The sequence below is a fragment of the Mycobacterium basiliense genome (assembly GCF_900292015.1).
Classification (GTDB): Bacteria; Actinomycetota; Actinomycetes; order Mycobacteriales; family Mycobacteriaceae; genus Mycobacterium; species Mycobacterium basiliense.
Genome location: NZ_LR130759.1, coordinates 2,720,379 through 2,736,684 on the forward strand (window position 1 = coordinate 2,720,379; position 16,306 = coordinate 2,736,684).

Here is a 16,306-nt window from a genome sequence, read left to right on the forward strand (position 1 = left end):
ATGGCCGAAAAGAAGGTCTTTCACAACATCATTGCCGGCGAAATCCAGGCAAAGCCGGACGGAAACACGATGGACATCGTCAATCCGTCCACGGGCGAAGTGTATGCATCGGCGCCGAACTCCTCCGGCAGGGATGTTGATGATGCGTTCGTCGCGGCGGCCAAGGCGTTCGAGTCGTGGCGTTGGTCGACCCCGAGCGAGCGGCAGCGCGCGCTGCTGCGGCTCGCCGACCTCATCGAGGAAAACGCCGAAGAACTCGTCGCGATCGAGTGCGAGAACACGGGCAAACCAATCTCCTTGACCAGGTCGGAGGAGATTCCGCCGATGGTCGACCAGATCCGCTTTTTCGCCGGGGCGGCGCGGGTTTTGGAAGGCCGCGCGCAAGGCGAGTACATGCGGGGCTACACCTCGTCGATACGGCGGGAGCCGGTCGGCCCCGTCGCGCAGGTAGCACCCTGGAATTACCCAATGATGATGGCGGTGTGGAAATTTGCCCCGGCGCTGGCTGCTGGCTGCACCGTGGTGCTCAAGCCGTCGGACACCACGCCCGCGTCGTCGTACTGGATGGTGGAGAAGATGCAGCAGATCTTCCCGCCCGGGGTGTGCAATCTGGTCTGCGGCGACCGCGACACCGGCGCTGCGCTCGTCGCACATCGGGTGCCGCAGCTGGTGTCCATCACCGGCTCCACCCGGGCCGGCATGGCGGTCGCCGCCAGCGCGGCCAATGATCTCAAGCGTGCGCATCTCGAATTGGGAGGCAAGGCGCCGGTAGTCATCTTCAACGATGCCGACATTGCAGCAGCCGTTGAGGGGCTTACCGCAGCAGGCTATTTCAACGCAGGTCAGGACTGCACGGCGGCCACCCGGCTGATTATCCAGGATGGCATCTACGACGAGTTCCTTTCGGCCATGGCCGAATCCGTGGCCAACACCCGGACCGGCTATGACCCGGCGGATGAGGACATTCTGTTTGGACCCATTAACAACGGCACCCAGATGAGCCATATCGATGGCCTGGTGTCCCGCGCGCCGGCGCATGCCCGAATTCTGGCTGGCGGCAAGCGCAAAGACTGTGCGGGCTTTTTCTACGAGCCGACGTTGATTGTCGATTTAGAACAAGACGACGAATTGATCCAGACCGAGATCTTCGGCCCGGTGGTGACCGCGCAGCGATTCGGCGATGAGCAACAAGCCCTGGCTTTTGCCAATGGGACCGAATACGGTCTCGCGTCCTCGGTATGGACCAAAAACGTCGACACCGCCGCGCGGATGGGAGCACAGCTGGACTTCGGCTGCGTATGGATCAACACGCACATTCCGCTGGTTGCCGAAATGCCACATGGCGGGTTCAAACACTCTGGCTACGGCAAGGACCTGTCCATGTACGGGCTGGAGGACTACACCCGAATCAAGCACGTGATGCACTATCACGGATTCGAGGGCTAGCCGAGCGACGCAACGGCGCCGAGATCGACGTTTTGCCGGCCAGCGCTCCCCGAACTTTCGCGGCAAGACCTCGATCTCGGAGTAATGGCCACGCGGTGGTGTGACTGGCCCCGGGTCAGGCCCGGCGCACCGGCGGGGGAGACCAGCGACCGCCAATTGCCTCGGGCCTCGGTGCATACAGCCGCATGGTCACACCGAGTGGCCCCAACGGCGTGGGAAGCCAATTGGACTCACGCTCCGGCCCGGGGTTCTGGTGCTGAAGATGGATATCGAGTGAGCCGTCCGGGTTATAGCGCAGCGGGTCGCGGTCGCCGATCGCAAACCGGTCGAGCTCGTTGGCTACCTGAAACCCTTCGGCGTCATACATGGTGATGGACCAAAAGGCTTCGGCGGGAGGCAGTTTGTCCGCGTCGAAGTGGATGACGTAATCGCGTTCGCCGGTCACCGGACTGCCGTCGGCGTCGGCGCCAAGAAGCGGATAGACGGCATCTTCGGGTGGGTTGGCACCCAGACCGATGAGGGTCACCACGGCCCGCCGCAAGTAGTTGTTGCCGTATACGCCCATGCTTTCGGCCAGGGTGATCCAGCCATTGACACTGGCGCCCAGCGTCGGAGCCACCGCCATCATGGTGTTGAGCGCGTCGGTTTTGCCCTGTTCTACAGCTGCCGCCTCAGCGGCGCTGAACCGGCTTGCATCAAACGGCTGGCCGGGCACGATTCCCAGGTGGGCCAGCCGGGCCAGCACGGAGAAATCGGTCGGATGAGGTGGATTGACGCGCAACAGATCGGCCGCGTAGGACAAGAATTCCAGCGCGGACATTCCGTTGACGATCTTCGACGGCTCGGCGGTCGTGTCGTGGTGGGGTGCAGCTGGTCCATCGGCGGACCCGGATCGGGTGGCGAGTTCGGTGATGCGATAGCCGTCTTGAACCCGGTGCACTGCAGGGTAATCGGCCGGCCCGTTGGTCTGTGTCCGGCCGATGATCCACACGTAGGGCGTGGGGGCGGCGACGACCGTCGTTCCCGCAGAGTGTTCGCCGGAATAGCCGGGACCGGCGATCACCAGATCCAACGGGCCGGTCCCGCTGGTTCGCTTGCCCGGATTGGCAAAGACATCGGTCCACATGTCCAGCATTGGCAGCATGTAATAGCGGTCGTCGGTATCGGCCGCTTGTAGACGAACGGGGCCGTCGCGCAGGTCCAACCAGGCCAGGGAATACAGCGTGTCGAAGTTCGGCCGCACCACCGCGCGGAAATCAGCCGATGGAAACGTGCGCATGTGGGAGAAGCGGTTCGGCGGGCCAACCCCGGGCCTGGCGTCGGGTACCGGGCTAAGCGCCTGCAACCGAGTCACGTCCATCGTGACCAGCGGGTAGAAGTAGATGAACGCTTCGTTGCTCAGGGTGCGCAGGTCATCCGACAGGGTGCTCACGAAAGGCTCCTTCGGCAGATTTCTTCCAGCGAATTGAACGATAGCCGGACGATGTAACGGATCAGCGAAGTCCAACCGGGCATGGGCGTGCACACATGGGCGTCCTGTTCTGCAGCGGACGCTGGTGCCGTTACAGTTGGTCCCGATGACCCAAACAGCCGCCCCGCCGGTGCTGACCGTGCGATACAACGGAGCGGAGCGCACCTTCGCAGCGGGACACGATGTCGTGATCGGCCGTGATCTGCGGGCCGATGTCCGTGTCGCAGACCCGCTGATCTCCCGGGTGCACCTGCTGTTGCGCTACGACCAGGGCCGATGGATTGCCATTGATAACGGCAGCCTCAACGGCCTGTATGTGCACAACCGGCGCGTGCCGGTCGTCGACATCCAAGATGGCCAGCGAGTAAATATCGGCAACCCCGACGGCCCCGCGCTCGATTTTGAAGTTGGCCGTCGCCAGGGCTCGGCGGGGCGCCCACCACCGACAGCGGCAATCCAGATTCCGCCCGCACCCGGCGGGCCCTGGCCGCCGCAGGGTCCGCCGCAAACCGGCGCACAGGTGTCCGGCCCGCCGCCACAGGCGCCACCAACCACCCGGATGCCCGCGCAACCACCCAGCGGGCCGCAGCATATTCCGCCGCCATCGGGGCCGCAGCAGCAATACCCGAGCGGTCCGCAGCCGGTTCGTTCGTACACCGGACAACAGCCGGCGCCACAGATTTACCGGCCGCCCTCGGCAGCTCAGCCGCCTCCGCTGGCCCCCCGTCCCAGCGGGGAGACGGGCAACATCGCAACGTCGATGATGAAGATCCTGCGGCCGGGTAGAGCGGCAGGGGAACTGCCGGCGGGCGCCGTCAGGATCGGCCGGGCCGATGACAATGACATCGTCATTCCCGAGGTGTTGGCATCGCGCCACCACGCGACCTTGATCCCGACGCCCCAGGGCACCCAGATCCGCGACAATCGCAGCATCAACGGCACCTTCGTCAACGGCGCCCGCGTCGAGTCGGCGCTGCTGCACGACGGGGACGTCGTAACGATCGGCAACATTGACCTCGTCTTCGCCAACGGTGCCCTGGCACGCCGTGAAGAGAGCCTGCTAGAGACGCGCACCGGCGGGCTCGATGTGCACGGGGTGACGTGGACCATCGAGGGCAACAAGATCCTGCTGGACAACATCTCGTTGGCCGCACGCCCCGGAATGCTCACCGCGGTGATCGGTCCGTCCGGTGCGGGCAAGTCGACCTTCGCCCGGCTGGTCGCCGGTTACACCCACCCGACCAGCGGCTTGGTGACGTTCGAAGGCCACAACATTCACGCCGAATACGCCTCGCTGCGCAGCAGGATCGGCATGGTGCCGCAGGACGACGTGGTGCACGGTCAGCTGACGGTGAAGCAGGCGTTGATGTATGCCGCCGAATTGCGGCTGCCGCCGGACACCACCAAGGAAGACCGTGAACAGGTGGTTGCTCGGGTGCTAGAGGAGCTGGAGATGTCCAAGCACCTTGAGACTCGAGTCGACAAGTTGTCCGGCGGTCAGCGCAAGCGGGCCTCGGTCGCGCTGGAGTTGCTGACCGGACCGTCGTTGCTGATTCTCGACGAGCCGACGTCGGGCCTGGACCCTGCGCTGGACCGGCAGGTAATGACCATGCTGCGGCAACTGGCCGACGCTGGTCGCGTGGTGCTGGTGGTGACTCACTCGCTGACCTACTTGGACGTCTGCGATCAGGTTCTGCTGCTGGCCCCCGGAGGCAAGACGGCATTCTGCGGGCCGCCCAACCAGATCGGCCCGGCCATGGGCACCACGAACTGGGCCGACATCTTCAGCACGGTGGCCGACGACCCAGATGGGGCCAACGCCCGTTACCTGGCGCAGACGGGTCCACCCCCGCCGGTGCCCGCCGTGGAGCACCCGGCCGACCTGGGCGGTGACCCGTCGCACACCAGCCTGTTGCGGCAATTCTCAACCATCGCCCGACGGCAGATCCGGCTGATCGTCTCCGACCGGGGTTATTTCATCTTCCTGGCGATATTGCCCTTCATCATGGGGTCGCTGTCGATGTCGGTGCCCGGCAACGTCGGCTTTGGTTTCCCGAATCCCATGGGCAACGCGCCCAACGAGCCCGGCCAGATCCTGGTATTGCTCAATGTCGGTGCGGTCTTTATGGGCACGGCGCTGACCATCCGCGACCTGATCGGCGAGCGCGCCATCTTCCGCCGCGAACAGGCCGTCGGCCTGTCCACGACCGCTTATCTGTTGGCAAAGATCTGCGTCTACACCGTGTTCGCGGTCGTTCAGTCGGCGATCGTGACCATCATCGTGCTCGTCGGTAAGGGCGGCCCCACCCAGGGCGCGGTTGCGCTGGGCAAGCCCGGACTGGAGTTGTTCGTCGACGTCGCGGCGACCTGCGTTGCCTCGGCCATGCTCGGGTTGGCCCTGTCGGCCGTCGCTAAGTCCAACGAACAGATCATGCCGCTGCTGGTGGTGGCGGTCATGTCGCAGCTGGTGTTCTCCGGCGGCATGATTCCGGTCACCGGGCGTATCGGGCTCGACCAGATGTCATGGGCCACTCCGGCCCGATGGGGGTTTGCGGCCTCGGCATCATCCGTCGACCTGACCAAATTGGTACCCGGCCCATTGACCCCGAAGGACTCCCACTGGCGTCACACCGCCGGCGCGTGGTGGTTCGACATGGCGATGCTGGTGGTGATCAGTGTGTTCTACGTCAGCTTCGTCCGGTGGAAGATTCGGCTCAAAGGCGGCTGACCGGTCGGTGCGGCGGTCACGGTGGTTCGGTTTGTCCGGCCGAAGGCGAGCGGGACCGGCAGACGCAGCAGAGCACCATAGGCGGTAACTACGCCTTATTCGATGTGCGGAATCAGATCGCTGCCGACGAGCGCAAGTATGCGGCCACAATGGTCACCGATACGTCCCGCGTCTACCGCTTCAGCGGTGCCAAGGCTGTCGAATTCAGGTGTCAGCGACTTCGCGCATCCAGCCGACACCGCCCGGCCAGGGCTGCGGTGCGGCCGGCGCGAGTTGCGTGGGCCGGAAGAACAGCGAACCCGCGACGGTAGGGTTGCGCAGCGCCGCCGCGCGCCAGGTGTTCACCGGATGGGAGGACACCATGTTCGCCAGCCAGACGAAAAGGCCGGTCTCCGACCCGGCGCGGTCTGCCATGCCGTCGAAATGCACCGACCTCAGCAGATACTTTCCGGCGCTGAGCACGCCGATGGTTTTGCCGGCACCGTGCGGACGAAACGCGTAGCCGTAATTGTCCGCGGTGTACTCCATCGACCGAGACGGGGACGGGCCCAGCAGCGGGATCCGCATCGCCAGCTGCAGCAGCTGACGCCAGTAGGAGGCGTGCCCGGCGGCGATATGACCGACCTCGTGGCCGATGACGAATCCCAACGCCTCGGGGTCGCGGGCGTGGCCACCGATCTCGAACAGATCGCTGTAGACGACCACGTAGCGGCGAAAACCGTGCCCACTGGCGAAGGCGTTGATCAAGCCGTTGCCCAATACCACGTAGGCGTCCGGGACTTCACTGAGCCCGAACCGCCGGGCGGCTTCGACCACCAGCCAGTAGCCGTCGGGAAATTGGGTGGGTGACATCTTGACGCCGTTGGCCCGCTGCTGTCCGTAGGTCAACCCGCGGAGAAAAAACAGCACGACGGGCGTGGCCAGGATTGACAGCCATAGCACGCTGGCCTTGCCGGCCAGCACGACCGCGATCGCGATCACATAGAGCGGCACACTGCACGTGATGACCAAGGGCAAGCAAGACCGATCTCCCACGGATGCCGTTTGGGGTGGTCGAAAGAGCCGGGTCGGCCCGGGTCGGTCCGGGTGGTGCGCCATAGAACGAGGGCGGGATGTGCTGGTCGGGCGCATGTGCGTTCGCCGGCGATTCCACGATGGCCATGGGTATGGTCGGGCACCTCTGTGATGTCGGTAGTTGACGAGTTCACCGTCCTGGCACGCGCTTGGCGGATTCTTGTTGGATCCTTGGTGATCTGTGCAGCGTGAAACCTATTTGGGGGATGTCGAGAATGCCAGGCACCAAAGTCCACACGAACGACCGCCCGTCGCGCTGGAAGCCCTTCTTCTGGTAGAAGCGGCGCGCTCGATAGTTTTTCTCAGCGCACCACAGCACCGCATCGTTTGCCGGCTCTGTGCCGAGGGCATGATCGAGCAACAGACTGCCGATTCCTCGGCGAGGCTTCTCCGCGGCGACGTAGAGGGAGTCGATCTCGAGACGATCGGGGTGGTCGTCCTCAGGTCCGAAAATGCTCATGCCGACGATGTGGTCCCCCGACTCGGCAAGCCACATGGCCCATCCGGGTCTGCTGAGTCTGCGTGGGTATTCCTCATCAATCCATCTCTGCCAGTCGAACAGATCGAGCATCTCCGGTGTCATGATGCCCCGGTAGGACAGCCGCCAACTCGGGTAGTGCATCCGCGCGACGTCCTCATAGTCCGCCGGCTCAGCCTGCCGGATCGAGATACCGTCGGGCATCTCCGTCACGCTTACCCCCGTGGTGTGGTTGATCGGGGAGCCAGAACGGATGCGCACCGTCCCTCCCCGGCGAAAGGTTTAGGGGAGAGTAGCGCAGGGCCCCGCGCGTCGAAGGGTCCCGTGCTGGACCGCCCGACGGCCGTTTACGACTCTGGATGGAGCGGCATCGTATTTTCCTATCATTGGGTAATGGGCGCCGGTGAACTCGACATAGCGGGATCTCCGGCATTTAGCGCGCCGGAGTCGATCCGATACCACGCCGCGGGCTGGTGGTCGGACTCGACGGTGTCCGACGCCGTACGTCGCAATGCCGAGCGGATACCTGACCGTGTTGCCTATGTCGACCACCCGGGTCGTCCCCTTACCTGGCAGCAATTCGACTTTGCGGCAAGCGCTTTGGCCGAGCAGCTCGCCGGTATCGGCGTTCTACGGGGTGATCGGATCGCGGTGTGGCATCGGGATTGCGCCGCGATTCATGTGCTGTTCGTCGCGATCGAGCGCTGTGGCGCGGTGGTGGTTGGGATCGGTGCGCGCGCCGGTGCTCGTGAGGTGGTCCAGATTCTGCGCGACACCCAGTCGCGGATCATGATCAGTGATGAATCGCGCGCCACGCTGGCCGCCGGCCTGCAGACCGAACTCCCGGTGTCGGTGCTAGCCCTCGGTTGTGACGGCGATGTACCTTGCTTGACGGTGGACAGCGAGCCGGTGGCGCTGGGAACCGAGTCCAGGTTAGGTCCCGACGACGTCTTCCTGATCAACTCGACGTCCGGCACCACCGGGATACCCAAATGCGTCGTTCATACCCAAAACCGGTGGCATTACTTTCACCAAAAGGCGATCGCCAATGCGCTGTTGACGTCCGACGATGTCTTCCTGCCCGCGATACCGACGCCGTTCGGGTTCGGAGTATGGACCAGCCACACCACGCCTATCTATCTGGGCGCCACCGCGGTGATCTTGGAACAGTTCACGCCGCGAGCCACTTGTGAGGCAATACTCCGGCACAAGGTGACTGTCTTATGTTGCGTAAGTACTCAGTTGACCCTGCTGATGACTGAAGGTACTTGCCGCAACTATGATTTGAGTTCACTGCGAGTCGTTTTCGCTGGTGGCGAAGCATTACCGTATCGGCCGGCCGTCGATTTCGAAGAACTCACCGGTGCAAAGATTCTGCAGTTCTACGGATCCAACGAGACCGGACTGCTGAGCGGGACCACTGTGGACGATCCGCGGCATCGTCGGCTCCGGACGGGTGGTCGGGTAGTCCCAGAAATGTCGGTACGGCTCTTCGAGGGGCAACGCGACGTCACTGAGACCGGCCATGGTCAGCCGGCGTGCCGCGGGCCGGCCACGAGCCTCGGCTATCTGGGCGGCACCGACCATGCCAGTTTGTTCACCCACGACGGGTGGATGCGGATGGGGGACATCTGCGAAATCGACGCCGAAGGCTACCTGACCGTCACCGGCCGCACCGCCGACTTCATCCTGCGCGGCGGCAAGAACATCAGCGCCGCACAGGTAGAAGACGCAGTGATGACGCACCCTGAGGTTGCGGTGGCCGCAGCTGTGGCGATGCCCGATCCGGTGTTTGGCGAAAAGGTCTGCTTGTACGCCGAACTGGTCACCTCCCATATCATCGACTTGACCGATCTCATCAACCATCTTTTGGCGCAAGGGGTTTCCAAAGAACTGCTGCCGGAGCGCCTCGTCGTGGTTGACGAACTGCCTCGATCTTCTGGCGGCAAGATCGCCAAAGGCAAACTCCGCGAGGATATCCGAAACAGGATGGAGGCCGCTGATGAAAGCTCCTAGTGCCCGGCGGGGCGGGGGAATTGGCTGGGTTGAACATGGCCGCACACCCAACAGACAATTCATGACGAAATTAGCGGGTGGCCCCACGAGGTGATCCGCAAGATCACCTGGGAGAACGCCGCGCGGTTGTATCGCCGTCCGGTACTGTCCGATGTCCAGCGGAATCCGGACGCGTTCTGAACTCCGCCACGCGCGCTGCTGCCTAGTTCAAATCCAGGTCGGCCTCGGAACAATAGACGCCGAGCAGGTCGCGAGCGGAAACGATCCCCGCTGGAGTACCGTCGCGGTCCACCAGAATGTGCCGGATGTAGTGCTCCATCATCCGGTTCGCCACTTCATCGATGGTGGCCGCAGCATCGCACCACACCAGCTTGGTGCTGGCGACCTCAAGGGCGGGCACGACGTTGGGATCTTTCCCGGTAGCGACCAGTCGTACAACGTCACGTTCACTGATAAGCGCCGTGGGCCGGTCGTCGTCGCCGATAACGATCGCTCCGACATTGTCAGCGATCATCGCATTGGCCGCATCGGCAACGCTGGCATCGCCGACAACTCGCGCCACTGGGTCGCCGGTCACAGTGGAAATCGGGAGCGACCCGGCAGAGGGAAGACTAGGCACGCCACCATGTTCCACGTGACCGGCCCGTACATCTAGTGACTTGAGTCATCAATACCGATCGCGTTGGTCGCCCGTGCAAATCGGCCGCCTCGGGGCTCTGTTCCAAGAAGGGAGAAGCAGTCGCCGGATCGACAGACCGCTAGCATCCCCGAGCGGCGTGGTGGTCGCGTGAGCCGGTGTCTTTCTTGCCGGCAGAGGGCATGCCCGCCGTCAGATGGCTGTGGGAGTGTATGAGGTATGCGCGATCCCCGGACGGCGAGCGGTTGATGAAGGACCCACATTCCGGTCGCCCGTTCACCTCATCGAGGGTGCTAGACCCCGGCCTGCGATCCGTTGCCCGGCTACTGCCTCGTGGATATGGGTTGCGCCGCGGTCTCAAGCTGCCACGGGCGCTCATGGGCCTGGCGGGCGCGATGTGCCGTGTGCGGGACGTACCGGTGGCCAGCGTCAACGATGATGTCACCGTGCGTGTGCACCGACCGTCCGAGTTGGCCGACCGCGACGCTGCGTTGCTCTGGATTCATGGCGGCGGAACGGTGATGGGCAGTGCCGCGCAGGAAGATCAGTACTGTCGCAAGCTTGCTCATTTCGCCGGGGTGGCGGTCGCCGCGGTAGACCACCGGCTGGCACCCGAACACCCTTATCCGACCCCGCTCGAGGACTGCTACGCCGCGCTGCTGTGGCTGCAGGGCCAACCGTGGGTAGATCCATCCCGGATTGCGGTTGGTGGTGCCAGCGCCGGCGGCCTGTTTGCGGCCGCCGTGGCCCAGCGCGCCCATGACCGTGGCGAGGTCAAGCCCGTGCTGCAAATGTTGGTGTATCCGATGCTCGATGACCGGACCGGCGCACCTCCGGACGGTCATCAACGCATCATGTGGAGCGCGAGCGACAACCAGCAGGCCTGGCGGTGGTATCTGGGCGGGGCGAATCCCGCCGAAGCCGCACCCGCGCGACGCGCCGACCTGTCAGGTCTGCCGCCGGCGTGGATCGGAGTGGGCACCCTGGACCTGTTCCATGCGGAATGCCGCGACTACGCGCGGCGCCTGCGTGCCGCGGGCGTGGAGGTGCACGAAGAGATTGCCGCCGGCGCGTTCCACGCCTTCGATCTGCTCGCACCGAAGGCACCGATTTCGTTGTCGTTTTTTGCCAGCCAGTGCCACTATCTACGAACCGCACTGGCACCGGGGTGTTAGCGCCACGGCTCCTTACTCCTCCAACGTTGGGGTTAGGTGACCCAGTCGGGTTGCTGGGCGACGTCGACGTTGGCGAAGTCCTTGTGGCCCAGGCCAGCGACGGTACCGCCGTCGACCACGAATTCTGCGCCGGTGGAATAGCTCGACTCGTCGCTGGCGAGGTAGACGACGAGGTTGGAGACCTCCTGGGGTTCGGCGGCCCGGCCCAGCGCGGTCTGGAACAGGTCCTCGGGAACCCATTGCGTCATCGGAGTTTTGACCAGGCCGGGGTGGATGGAATTCACCCGGATTCCATTGACTCCCAGCTCGACCGCTGCTGATTTGGTCAGGCCTCGTACACCGAACTTGGTTGCGGTGTAGCCGTGAGAGGCCATGGTGCCCGCCAGCCCTTCGATGGAAGAGATGTTGATGATGGATCCGCGGCCGGCGGCTTTCATGGGCTGGACGACGGCACGAATACCCAAGAACACGCCGGTGAGATTGACGTCGAGGATGCGCTGCCATTCGGACAGTGAATAATCCTCGAACGTTCCGATGTTGAGAATGCCGGCGTTGTTCACAAGTATGTCGAGCCCGCCGAACTCGCTGAGCACAGTGGCAACCGCGGCATCCCACTGGTCCGGATCGGTGACATCGAGGTGTAAGTAGCGAGCCGCATCGCCGAGGTCGGCGGCCACCGCTGTGCCTTCGTCGTCGAGGATGTCGCCGAACGCCACCTTGGCGCCCTCGGCGATCAGGGCCCGTACGTGGGATGCGCCCATGCCGCGGGCACCACCACTGACAAGGGCAACTTTGCCAGTCAATCGGTTCGACATTGCAGCTCCTCAGTGAGTCCGGATCGTTCTTGGGGGCCGTAGCCGGTGGTGGTCGGGTCGGGTCGCACGGTCCCATTCCCATCGTCGTCCAATTTCAAGAGGCAAGATGCGCCGTCGACATCAACAGGTTCGTCGAACGGCATACCACCCAGCCACGCGAGCCCGGCGGTGCGGCGACACAATCCGGGAAACCTCGAATTCACCATACAAACATGGTGGTATGGATTGCCATGCTTTAACGGGTCGGCGGATGCGTGACCTCCCCACTTCCGTCCGATCCCCAATTTCGTTCGACGCGGTTTGCGTGACCATGACGTCCCATCGTGTCCAACGGAGGAGTCGGCTACCGTCGTCCACATGGAACTATCCGGGAAGATCGTCCTGCTCACCGGCGCTACCGGCGGTCTCGGCCGCGCGATCGCATCGTCGCTGGCCGACCGCGGCGCCGTGCTGATCCTCAGCTCGCGTAAGCCCGCAGAACTTGATGAGCTCGCCGCCTCGCTTCGGGGACACGATCACCGAACGATCGTCACAGACCTGGCCGAGCCGGATGCTGGGCTCGCGCTGCTTAAGCACGCGGGGGAGATCGACGTCCTGGTCGCCAATGCCGCGCTGCCGGCCTCCGGAAAGCTGGAAAGCTTTACCGCCGAGCAGGTGGGTCGTGCGTTGCGTGTGAACCTCGAGGCGCCGGTTCAGATGACGCGAGAATTGATCCCGGCGTTCACCAGGCGCGGCTCCGGACACTTCGTCTTTGTCTCGTCGATCTCGGGCAAGACGGCAACGGCACGCGCGTCGCTTTATGCGGCAACAAAATTCGGTATCCGTGGCTTTGCATTGTGCCTGCGCGACGACTTGCGGCCGGCCGGGGTTGGCGTGTCGGTAGTCAGCCCCGGAGCGATCAGCGGTGCGGGGATGTTCGCCGACTCCGGAGCATCCGCCCCGCCGCTGATCGGCACCGGTACACCCGATCAGGTTGGTGCGGCCGTAGTCAGCGCTATCGAGCGTAACCGCGGAGAGATTACCGTGGCGCCCCTACGCCAGCGGGCGTTGGCACGTTTCGCCGCCAATGTGCCCGAGGTAGCCTCACGCCTGGCGGGGGGCATCGCCGCCAAGGCGGCCGACGAGATCGCCGCTGGCCAGACCGACAAACGCTGAGTCGGTCCGCGCATCCGGCACCGCACGCCCGACGGTGGTGACGGGCCCGGTGCTACGTGAGCGTTCCTGCGCCGATTGCGATGGTGGCATCCTGGCTTCGTGGGACTGCTGTTTCGGTTGGTCGAGTTGTTGCTGCTGCTCGCACCGGTTGTCGGTGTGATCTATGCCGGCATCAGAGCCATCTCGTCTTTGACCAGGCGATCCGATGAGGCACCGACCGATGACGTGCCCGGCGGCTCGGGTGTCGCCGATTCGCGATTGGTCGCGCGCGGCAACCAAGCCGCACAGTGGCAGGCGATAAGGCGCGCGATCGACACGCACGATCAAACGGACGTTCGCTGGCTGGACTACGAGCTCGACGTGGCCAAGCTCCTCGACTTCCCCGTCATGACCGACATGAGGGACCCGCTGACCACGCGTTTTCACAAGGCCAAGTTGGCGGCCGACCTCCAGCGTCCGATGCGCGCGGAAGACCTGCTGGATGATCGCGACGCCGCACGCGGGTACTTCGATGCGGTCGAAAACTATGTCACTGCGTTCAATGCCGCAGAAGTCGAGGCGATGCGTAGGCGCCGAAGCGACTTCTCCCGGGAGGCACAACAACGGCTGGCCCGCGCCCAAAGCTTGTTGCGAGTTGCTGCAGATGCCTCTGCGACCGCCCAGGAGCGTTCGCGTGCCTACGACTTGGCCCGTTCCGAACTCGACGGCCTGATCGTGCTGCCGGGCAACACGCGGGCCAGCCTCGAACGCGGCATCGCCGGTGAGATCGACGGATAATTCGTGCCTGGGCCGCCCCCCGGTGCACTGTGCAGGGGCGCTACGAAAACCGCACAGCTCCCGGCGATTCGGCGAGTGCCTGACCAATCAACGGGCGCGCGGTCCAGGTGGCGCACGCCTCATGACGTATGAGCCGGACCGCGGGTTTCGATCCGGTAACTGGTGCCGCGTGGCTCGCGGATCCACAGCGTCTCACCCTCGCCAATCGATGTTCCTTCGGTGATCAGCTGGCGCTTGAGCACCTTGTGGGTGGCGGTGCTGGGCAAATCGGCCGCGATCCGGACGTATCGAGGCCAGGCCTTGGGGGATAAGTCAGGTTGCGTGTCTAAGAATGCTTCAAACGAGTCGGGGTCGAAGCCCCGACGCTCCTGGAGAACCACGGCCGCCATCACCTGATCGCCGACCCGTTCGTCCGGCACCGCGTACACCGCAACACGGTTGACCGCGTTGTGTCGCAATAGAATTCGCTCAACTGGCGCGGCAGCAAGATTCTCGCCGTCCACCCGCATCCAATCGGTGGTGCGGCCCGCGAGATAGATCCAGCCCGCCGAGTCCCGGTACGCGAGGTCGCCCGACCAGTACATCCCGTTGCGCAAACGTTCGGCATTGGCGTCGGGGTCGTTGTAGTAACCGGTGAAGAAGCCCGATCCCGTCGTGTTGACCAAATCGCCCACGGCTTCGTCGGCGTTGGTCAGGGCGCCGCTTTCGTCGAAACGGGCAACCGCGCACTCGGTGACGGTGTCGCTGTTGTACACCGCGACCCCGTCGACGCCCTTGCCGATCGAGCCCGGGGGCGTGCCAGGTTCTCGAATCACTATGACGGCGTTCTCGGTCGAGCCGAAGCCGTCCTCGACCTGAACCCCGAAACGACGCGCAAACTCGTCAATGTCCTTGTCGTTGGCCTCGTTGCCGAAGGCCACTCGCAGGGGATTATCGGCGTCGTCGGGCCGCTCCGGGGTGGCCAGTATGTACGCAAGCGGCTTGCCGACATAGTTCATGTACGTGGCACCATACCGACGGATGTCGGCCAGGAAGCGGGTCGCCGAAAACCTCGCCGGGGCGATAGCAGCACCGGACACCACCGCAGGGGCCCAGCCCGCGACCACCGCGTTGGAGTGGAACAAAGGCATGGACACATAGCAGGTGTCCCGCTCGGAGAGACCGAAGCGTTCGGTGAGGCTGCGACCGGCAAAGGTCGGCATGAGGTGGGACACCTGCACCGCCTTGGGATTTCCGCTTGTTCCGGACGTGAAGATCATCATGAAGGGGTCCATCATGTCGACTTGCCGATGCGGGACCAACGGGCTGGCATCAGCGACAAGGTCGAACCACCGGGGTGTGGACGTATCGAGAATCCGCACCGGTGCCAGGTCCAAACCGGTCAACAGCCCCCGGTGTTGGGCATCGGTCACAACGATCTGGCAGTCGGCCCGCTTCACATCGGCTGCCAACGCCGCACCCCGCCGCGTGGTGTTCAGGCCGCACAGCACGTAACCGCCGAGTCCGGCCGCCGCCATCTGGGCCAGCATTTCGGGTGTATTGCCCAGCAAGCAGCCGATGTGCATCGGGCGATCCGGATCCGCGGCGGCGATCAGCGCGGCGGCACGCGCTGCCGACTCGGCCAGATATTGGCTCCAAGTCCAGTGCAAATCTTGGTATTTCACGGCAACAGCGGAATCCGACTTGCGCCGCTGCAAGAGCGCTTGAACCGTGTCGGTCATGTAGCGGATCCCCTTGTTTCACCGGTTACGTCGTTGTTGGGTGCTGTTGGCCAAGATATCCGCACAGGATGTCGACGAGTACCCGACGACTCTTGGTTGTGTCGACGGCCGTGGGCACGATCAGCTGATTGGCGATCATGCCGCGCAGCGTGGTCAGCAAGTGTTCGCCGACCGCCGCGCTTTGCGTCGGGCCCAGATCATCGTCGATTCTCCTGCCGAGCTCGGTGAACGTCGTGGCCAACCGTCGCAGATGTCCGACCGCCGCAGCTCCACGGTTGGCGCGGGTTCCGATCAGAATTTCGGTGGCAGCGCGTGCGGTGGGGCTGGAGATGGCATGCCAGGCCGCCGCTACCACGGCCTCCACCCGGTTGCGTGTGCTCGCGCCCGGCGCCGGCGGGGGCACGGAGTTGAGGGCATCCAGCAGTTCGCTGAACCCTTGGTCTACAACCGCCATGAGCAAGCCCTCACGGTCACCGAAGTGATACTGAATCACGCCCCACGTGACGCCGGCCTGCTCGGCGATATGTCGGCCACTGGCCGCCGCGATGCCCTCACTTAGCACGATCTGAACGGTGACATCGATCGCCAGTGCGCGGGTGCGGTCGGCACGTGCCTGCCCGCCGTGCGTATGACGGGTGGGAGCGACTCGTCGGGACAGCACCACCAGAACACCTCATCTGTTTGCTTGGCGGGCGATCGCCGGACACCCGCGGCCAGATCCATCAAGCTTTGCACCGGCCATGTTATGTCGAGCACCAGGACCATCGGGGGCGTTATCGAGGACCTGGCGGGGCGAATATCGCGGTTGCCAAC

12 protein-coding genes and 2 pseudogenes are annotated in these 16,306 nt (G+C 64.2%); 7 read left to right on the forward strand and 7 right to left on the reverse strand.

Annotated elements, in window-relative coordinates; translation table 11 throughout:
- Entirely contained in the window at positions 1-1,446 is a 1,446-nt protein-coding gene (locus MB901379_RS11585; protein WP_158016828.1) for a gamma-aminobutyraldehyde dehydrogenase, read from the forward strand.
- 115 nt (positions 1,447-1,561) lie between these two features.
- On the opposite strand, the gene MB901379_RS11590 is transcribed toward MB901379_RS11585, so the two are convergent.
- A complete protein-coding gene (locus tag MB901379_RS11590; RefSeq protein ID WP_158016829.1) occupies positions 1,562-2,878 on the reverse strand; it encodes a DUF1254 domain-containing protein in 1,317 nt (438 codons plus the stop codon).
- Positions 2,879-3,023: 145 nt separating this feature from the next.
- Here MB901379_RS11590 and MB901379_RS11595 point away from each other — a divergent pair, with 145 nt between their 5' ends.
- The gene (locus MB901379_RS11595; protein ID WP_158016830.1) at positions 3,024-5,645 is read left to right on the forward strand and encodes an FHA domain-containing protein; all 2,622 of its coding nucleotides are present in this window, start codon (positions 3,024-3,026) and stop codon (positions 5,643-5,645) included.
- Between the two features lie 204 nt (positions 5,646-5,849).
- Here the strand turns inward: MB901379_RS11595 and MB901379_RS11600 are convergent.
- Positions 5,850-6,807, reverse strand: a pseudogene (locus MB901379_RS11600) (M48 family metallopeptidase).
- A 42-nt stretch (positions 6,808-6,849) separates the two neighbouring features.
- A complete protein-coding gene (locus tag MB901379_RS11605) occupies positions 6,850-7,458 on the reverse strand; it encodes a GNAT family N-acetyltransferase (protein WP_232022053.1) in 609 nt (202 codons plus the stop codon).
- Positions 7,459-7,590: 132 nt separating this feature from the next.
- Between MB901379_RS11605 and MB901379_RS11610 the strand changes: the two genes are divergently transcribed.
- Both MB901379_RS11610 and MB901379_RS24580 read left to right on the forward strand, forming a co-directional pair.
- Positions 7,591-9,213: a class I adenylate-forming enzyme family protein gene (locus MB901379_RS11610; RefSeq protein WP_158016831.1), complete on the forward strand. Its 1,623-nt coding sequence runs from the start codon at positions 7,591-7,593 to the stop codon at positions 9,211-9,213.
- Positions 9,214-9,246: 33 nt separating this feature from the next.
- A pseudogene (locus MB901379_RS24580) lies at positions 9,247-9,393 on the forward strand (amidohydrolase family protein); the annotation flags it as partial.
- 22 nt (positions 9,394-9,415) lie between these two features.
- On the opposite strand, the gene MB901379_RS11615 reads toward MB901379_RS24580, so the two are convergent.
- Positions 9,416-9,832 (reverse strand): CBS domain-containing protein, encoded by a 417-nt coding sequence (locus tag MB901379_RS11615; protein WP_158016832.1) that lies wholly within the window; start codon positions 9,830-9,832, stop codon positions 9,416-9,418.
- Positions 9,833-10,098: 266 nt separating this feature from the next.
- Here MB901379_RS11615 and MB901379_RS11620 point away from each other — a divergent pair, with 266 nt between their 5' ends.
- On the forward strand, positions 10,099-11,025 hold the full coding sequence (locus MB901379_RS11620; protein ID WP_158019114.1) for an alpha/beta hydrolase: 927 nt from the start codon (positions 10,099-10,101) through the stop codon (positions 11,023-11,025).
- A 32-nt stretch (positions 11,026-11,057) separates the two neighbouring features.
- On the opposite strand, the gene MB901379_RS11625 is transcribed toward MB901379_RS11620, so the two are convergent.
- A complete protein-coding gene (locus tag MB901379_RS11625; RefSeq protein ID WP_158016833.1) occupies positions 11,058-11,840 on the reverse strand; it encodes an SDR family oxidoreductase in 783 nt (260 codons plus the stop codon).
- A gap of 357 nt (positions 11,841-12,197) precedes the next feature.
- On the opposite strand from MB901379_RS11625, the gene MB901379_RS11635 reads away from it, so the two are divergent.
- Both MB901379_RS11635 and MB901379_RS11640 read left to right on the forward strand, forming a co-directional pair.
- On the forward strand, positions 12,198-12,995 hold the full coding sequence (locus tag MB901379_RS11635; protein WP_158016835.1) for an SDR family NAD(P)-dependent oxidoreductase: 798 nt from the start codon (positions 12,198-12,200) through the stop codon (positions 12,993-12,995).
- Positions 12,996-13,094: 99 nt separating this feature from the next.
- Entirely contained in the window at positions 13,095-13,772 is a 678-nt protein-coding gene (locus tag MB901379_RS11640) for a hypothetical protein (RefSeq protein WP_158016836.1), read from the forward strand.
- A 119-nt stretch (positions 13,773-13,891) separates the two neighbouring features.
- On the opposite strand, the gene fadD1 is transcribed toward MB901379_RS11640, so the two are convergent.
- Together fadD1 and MB901379_RS11650 are read right to left on the reverse strand one after the other, a co-directional pair.
- Positions 13,892-15,493, reverse strand: a complete 1,602-nt coding sequence (fadD1, locus tag MB901379_RS11645; RefSeq protein WP_158016837.1) for a fatty-acid--CoA ligase FadD1 — start codon at positions 15,491-15,493, stop codon at positions 13,892-13,894.
- A gap of 25 nt (positions 15,494-15,518) precedes the next feature.
- A complete protein-coding gene (locus MB901379_RS11650) occupies positions 15,519-16,157 on the reverse strand; it encodes a TetR/AcrR family transcriptional regulator (protein WP_232022054.1) in 639 nt (212 codons plus the stop codon).
- Positions 16,158-16,306 lie beyond the last annotated feature (149 nt).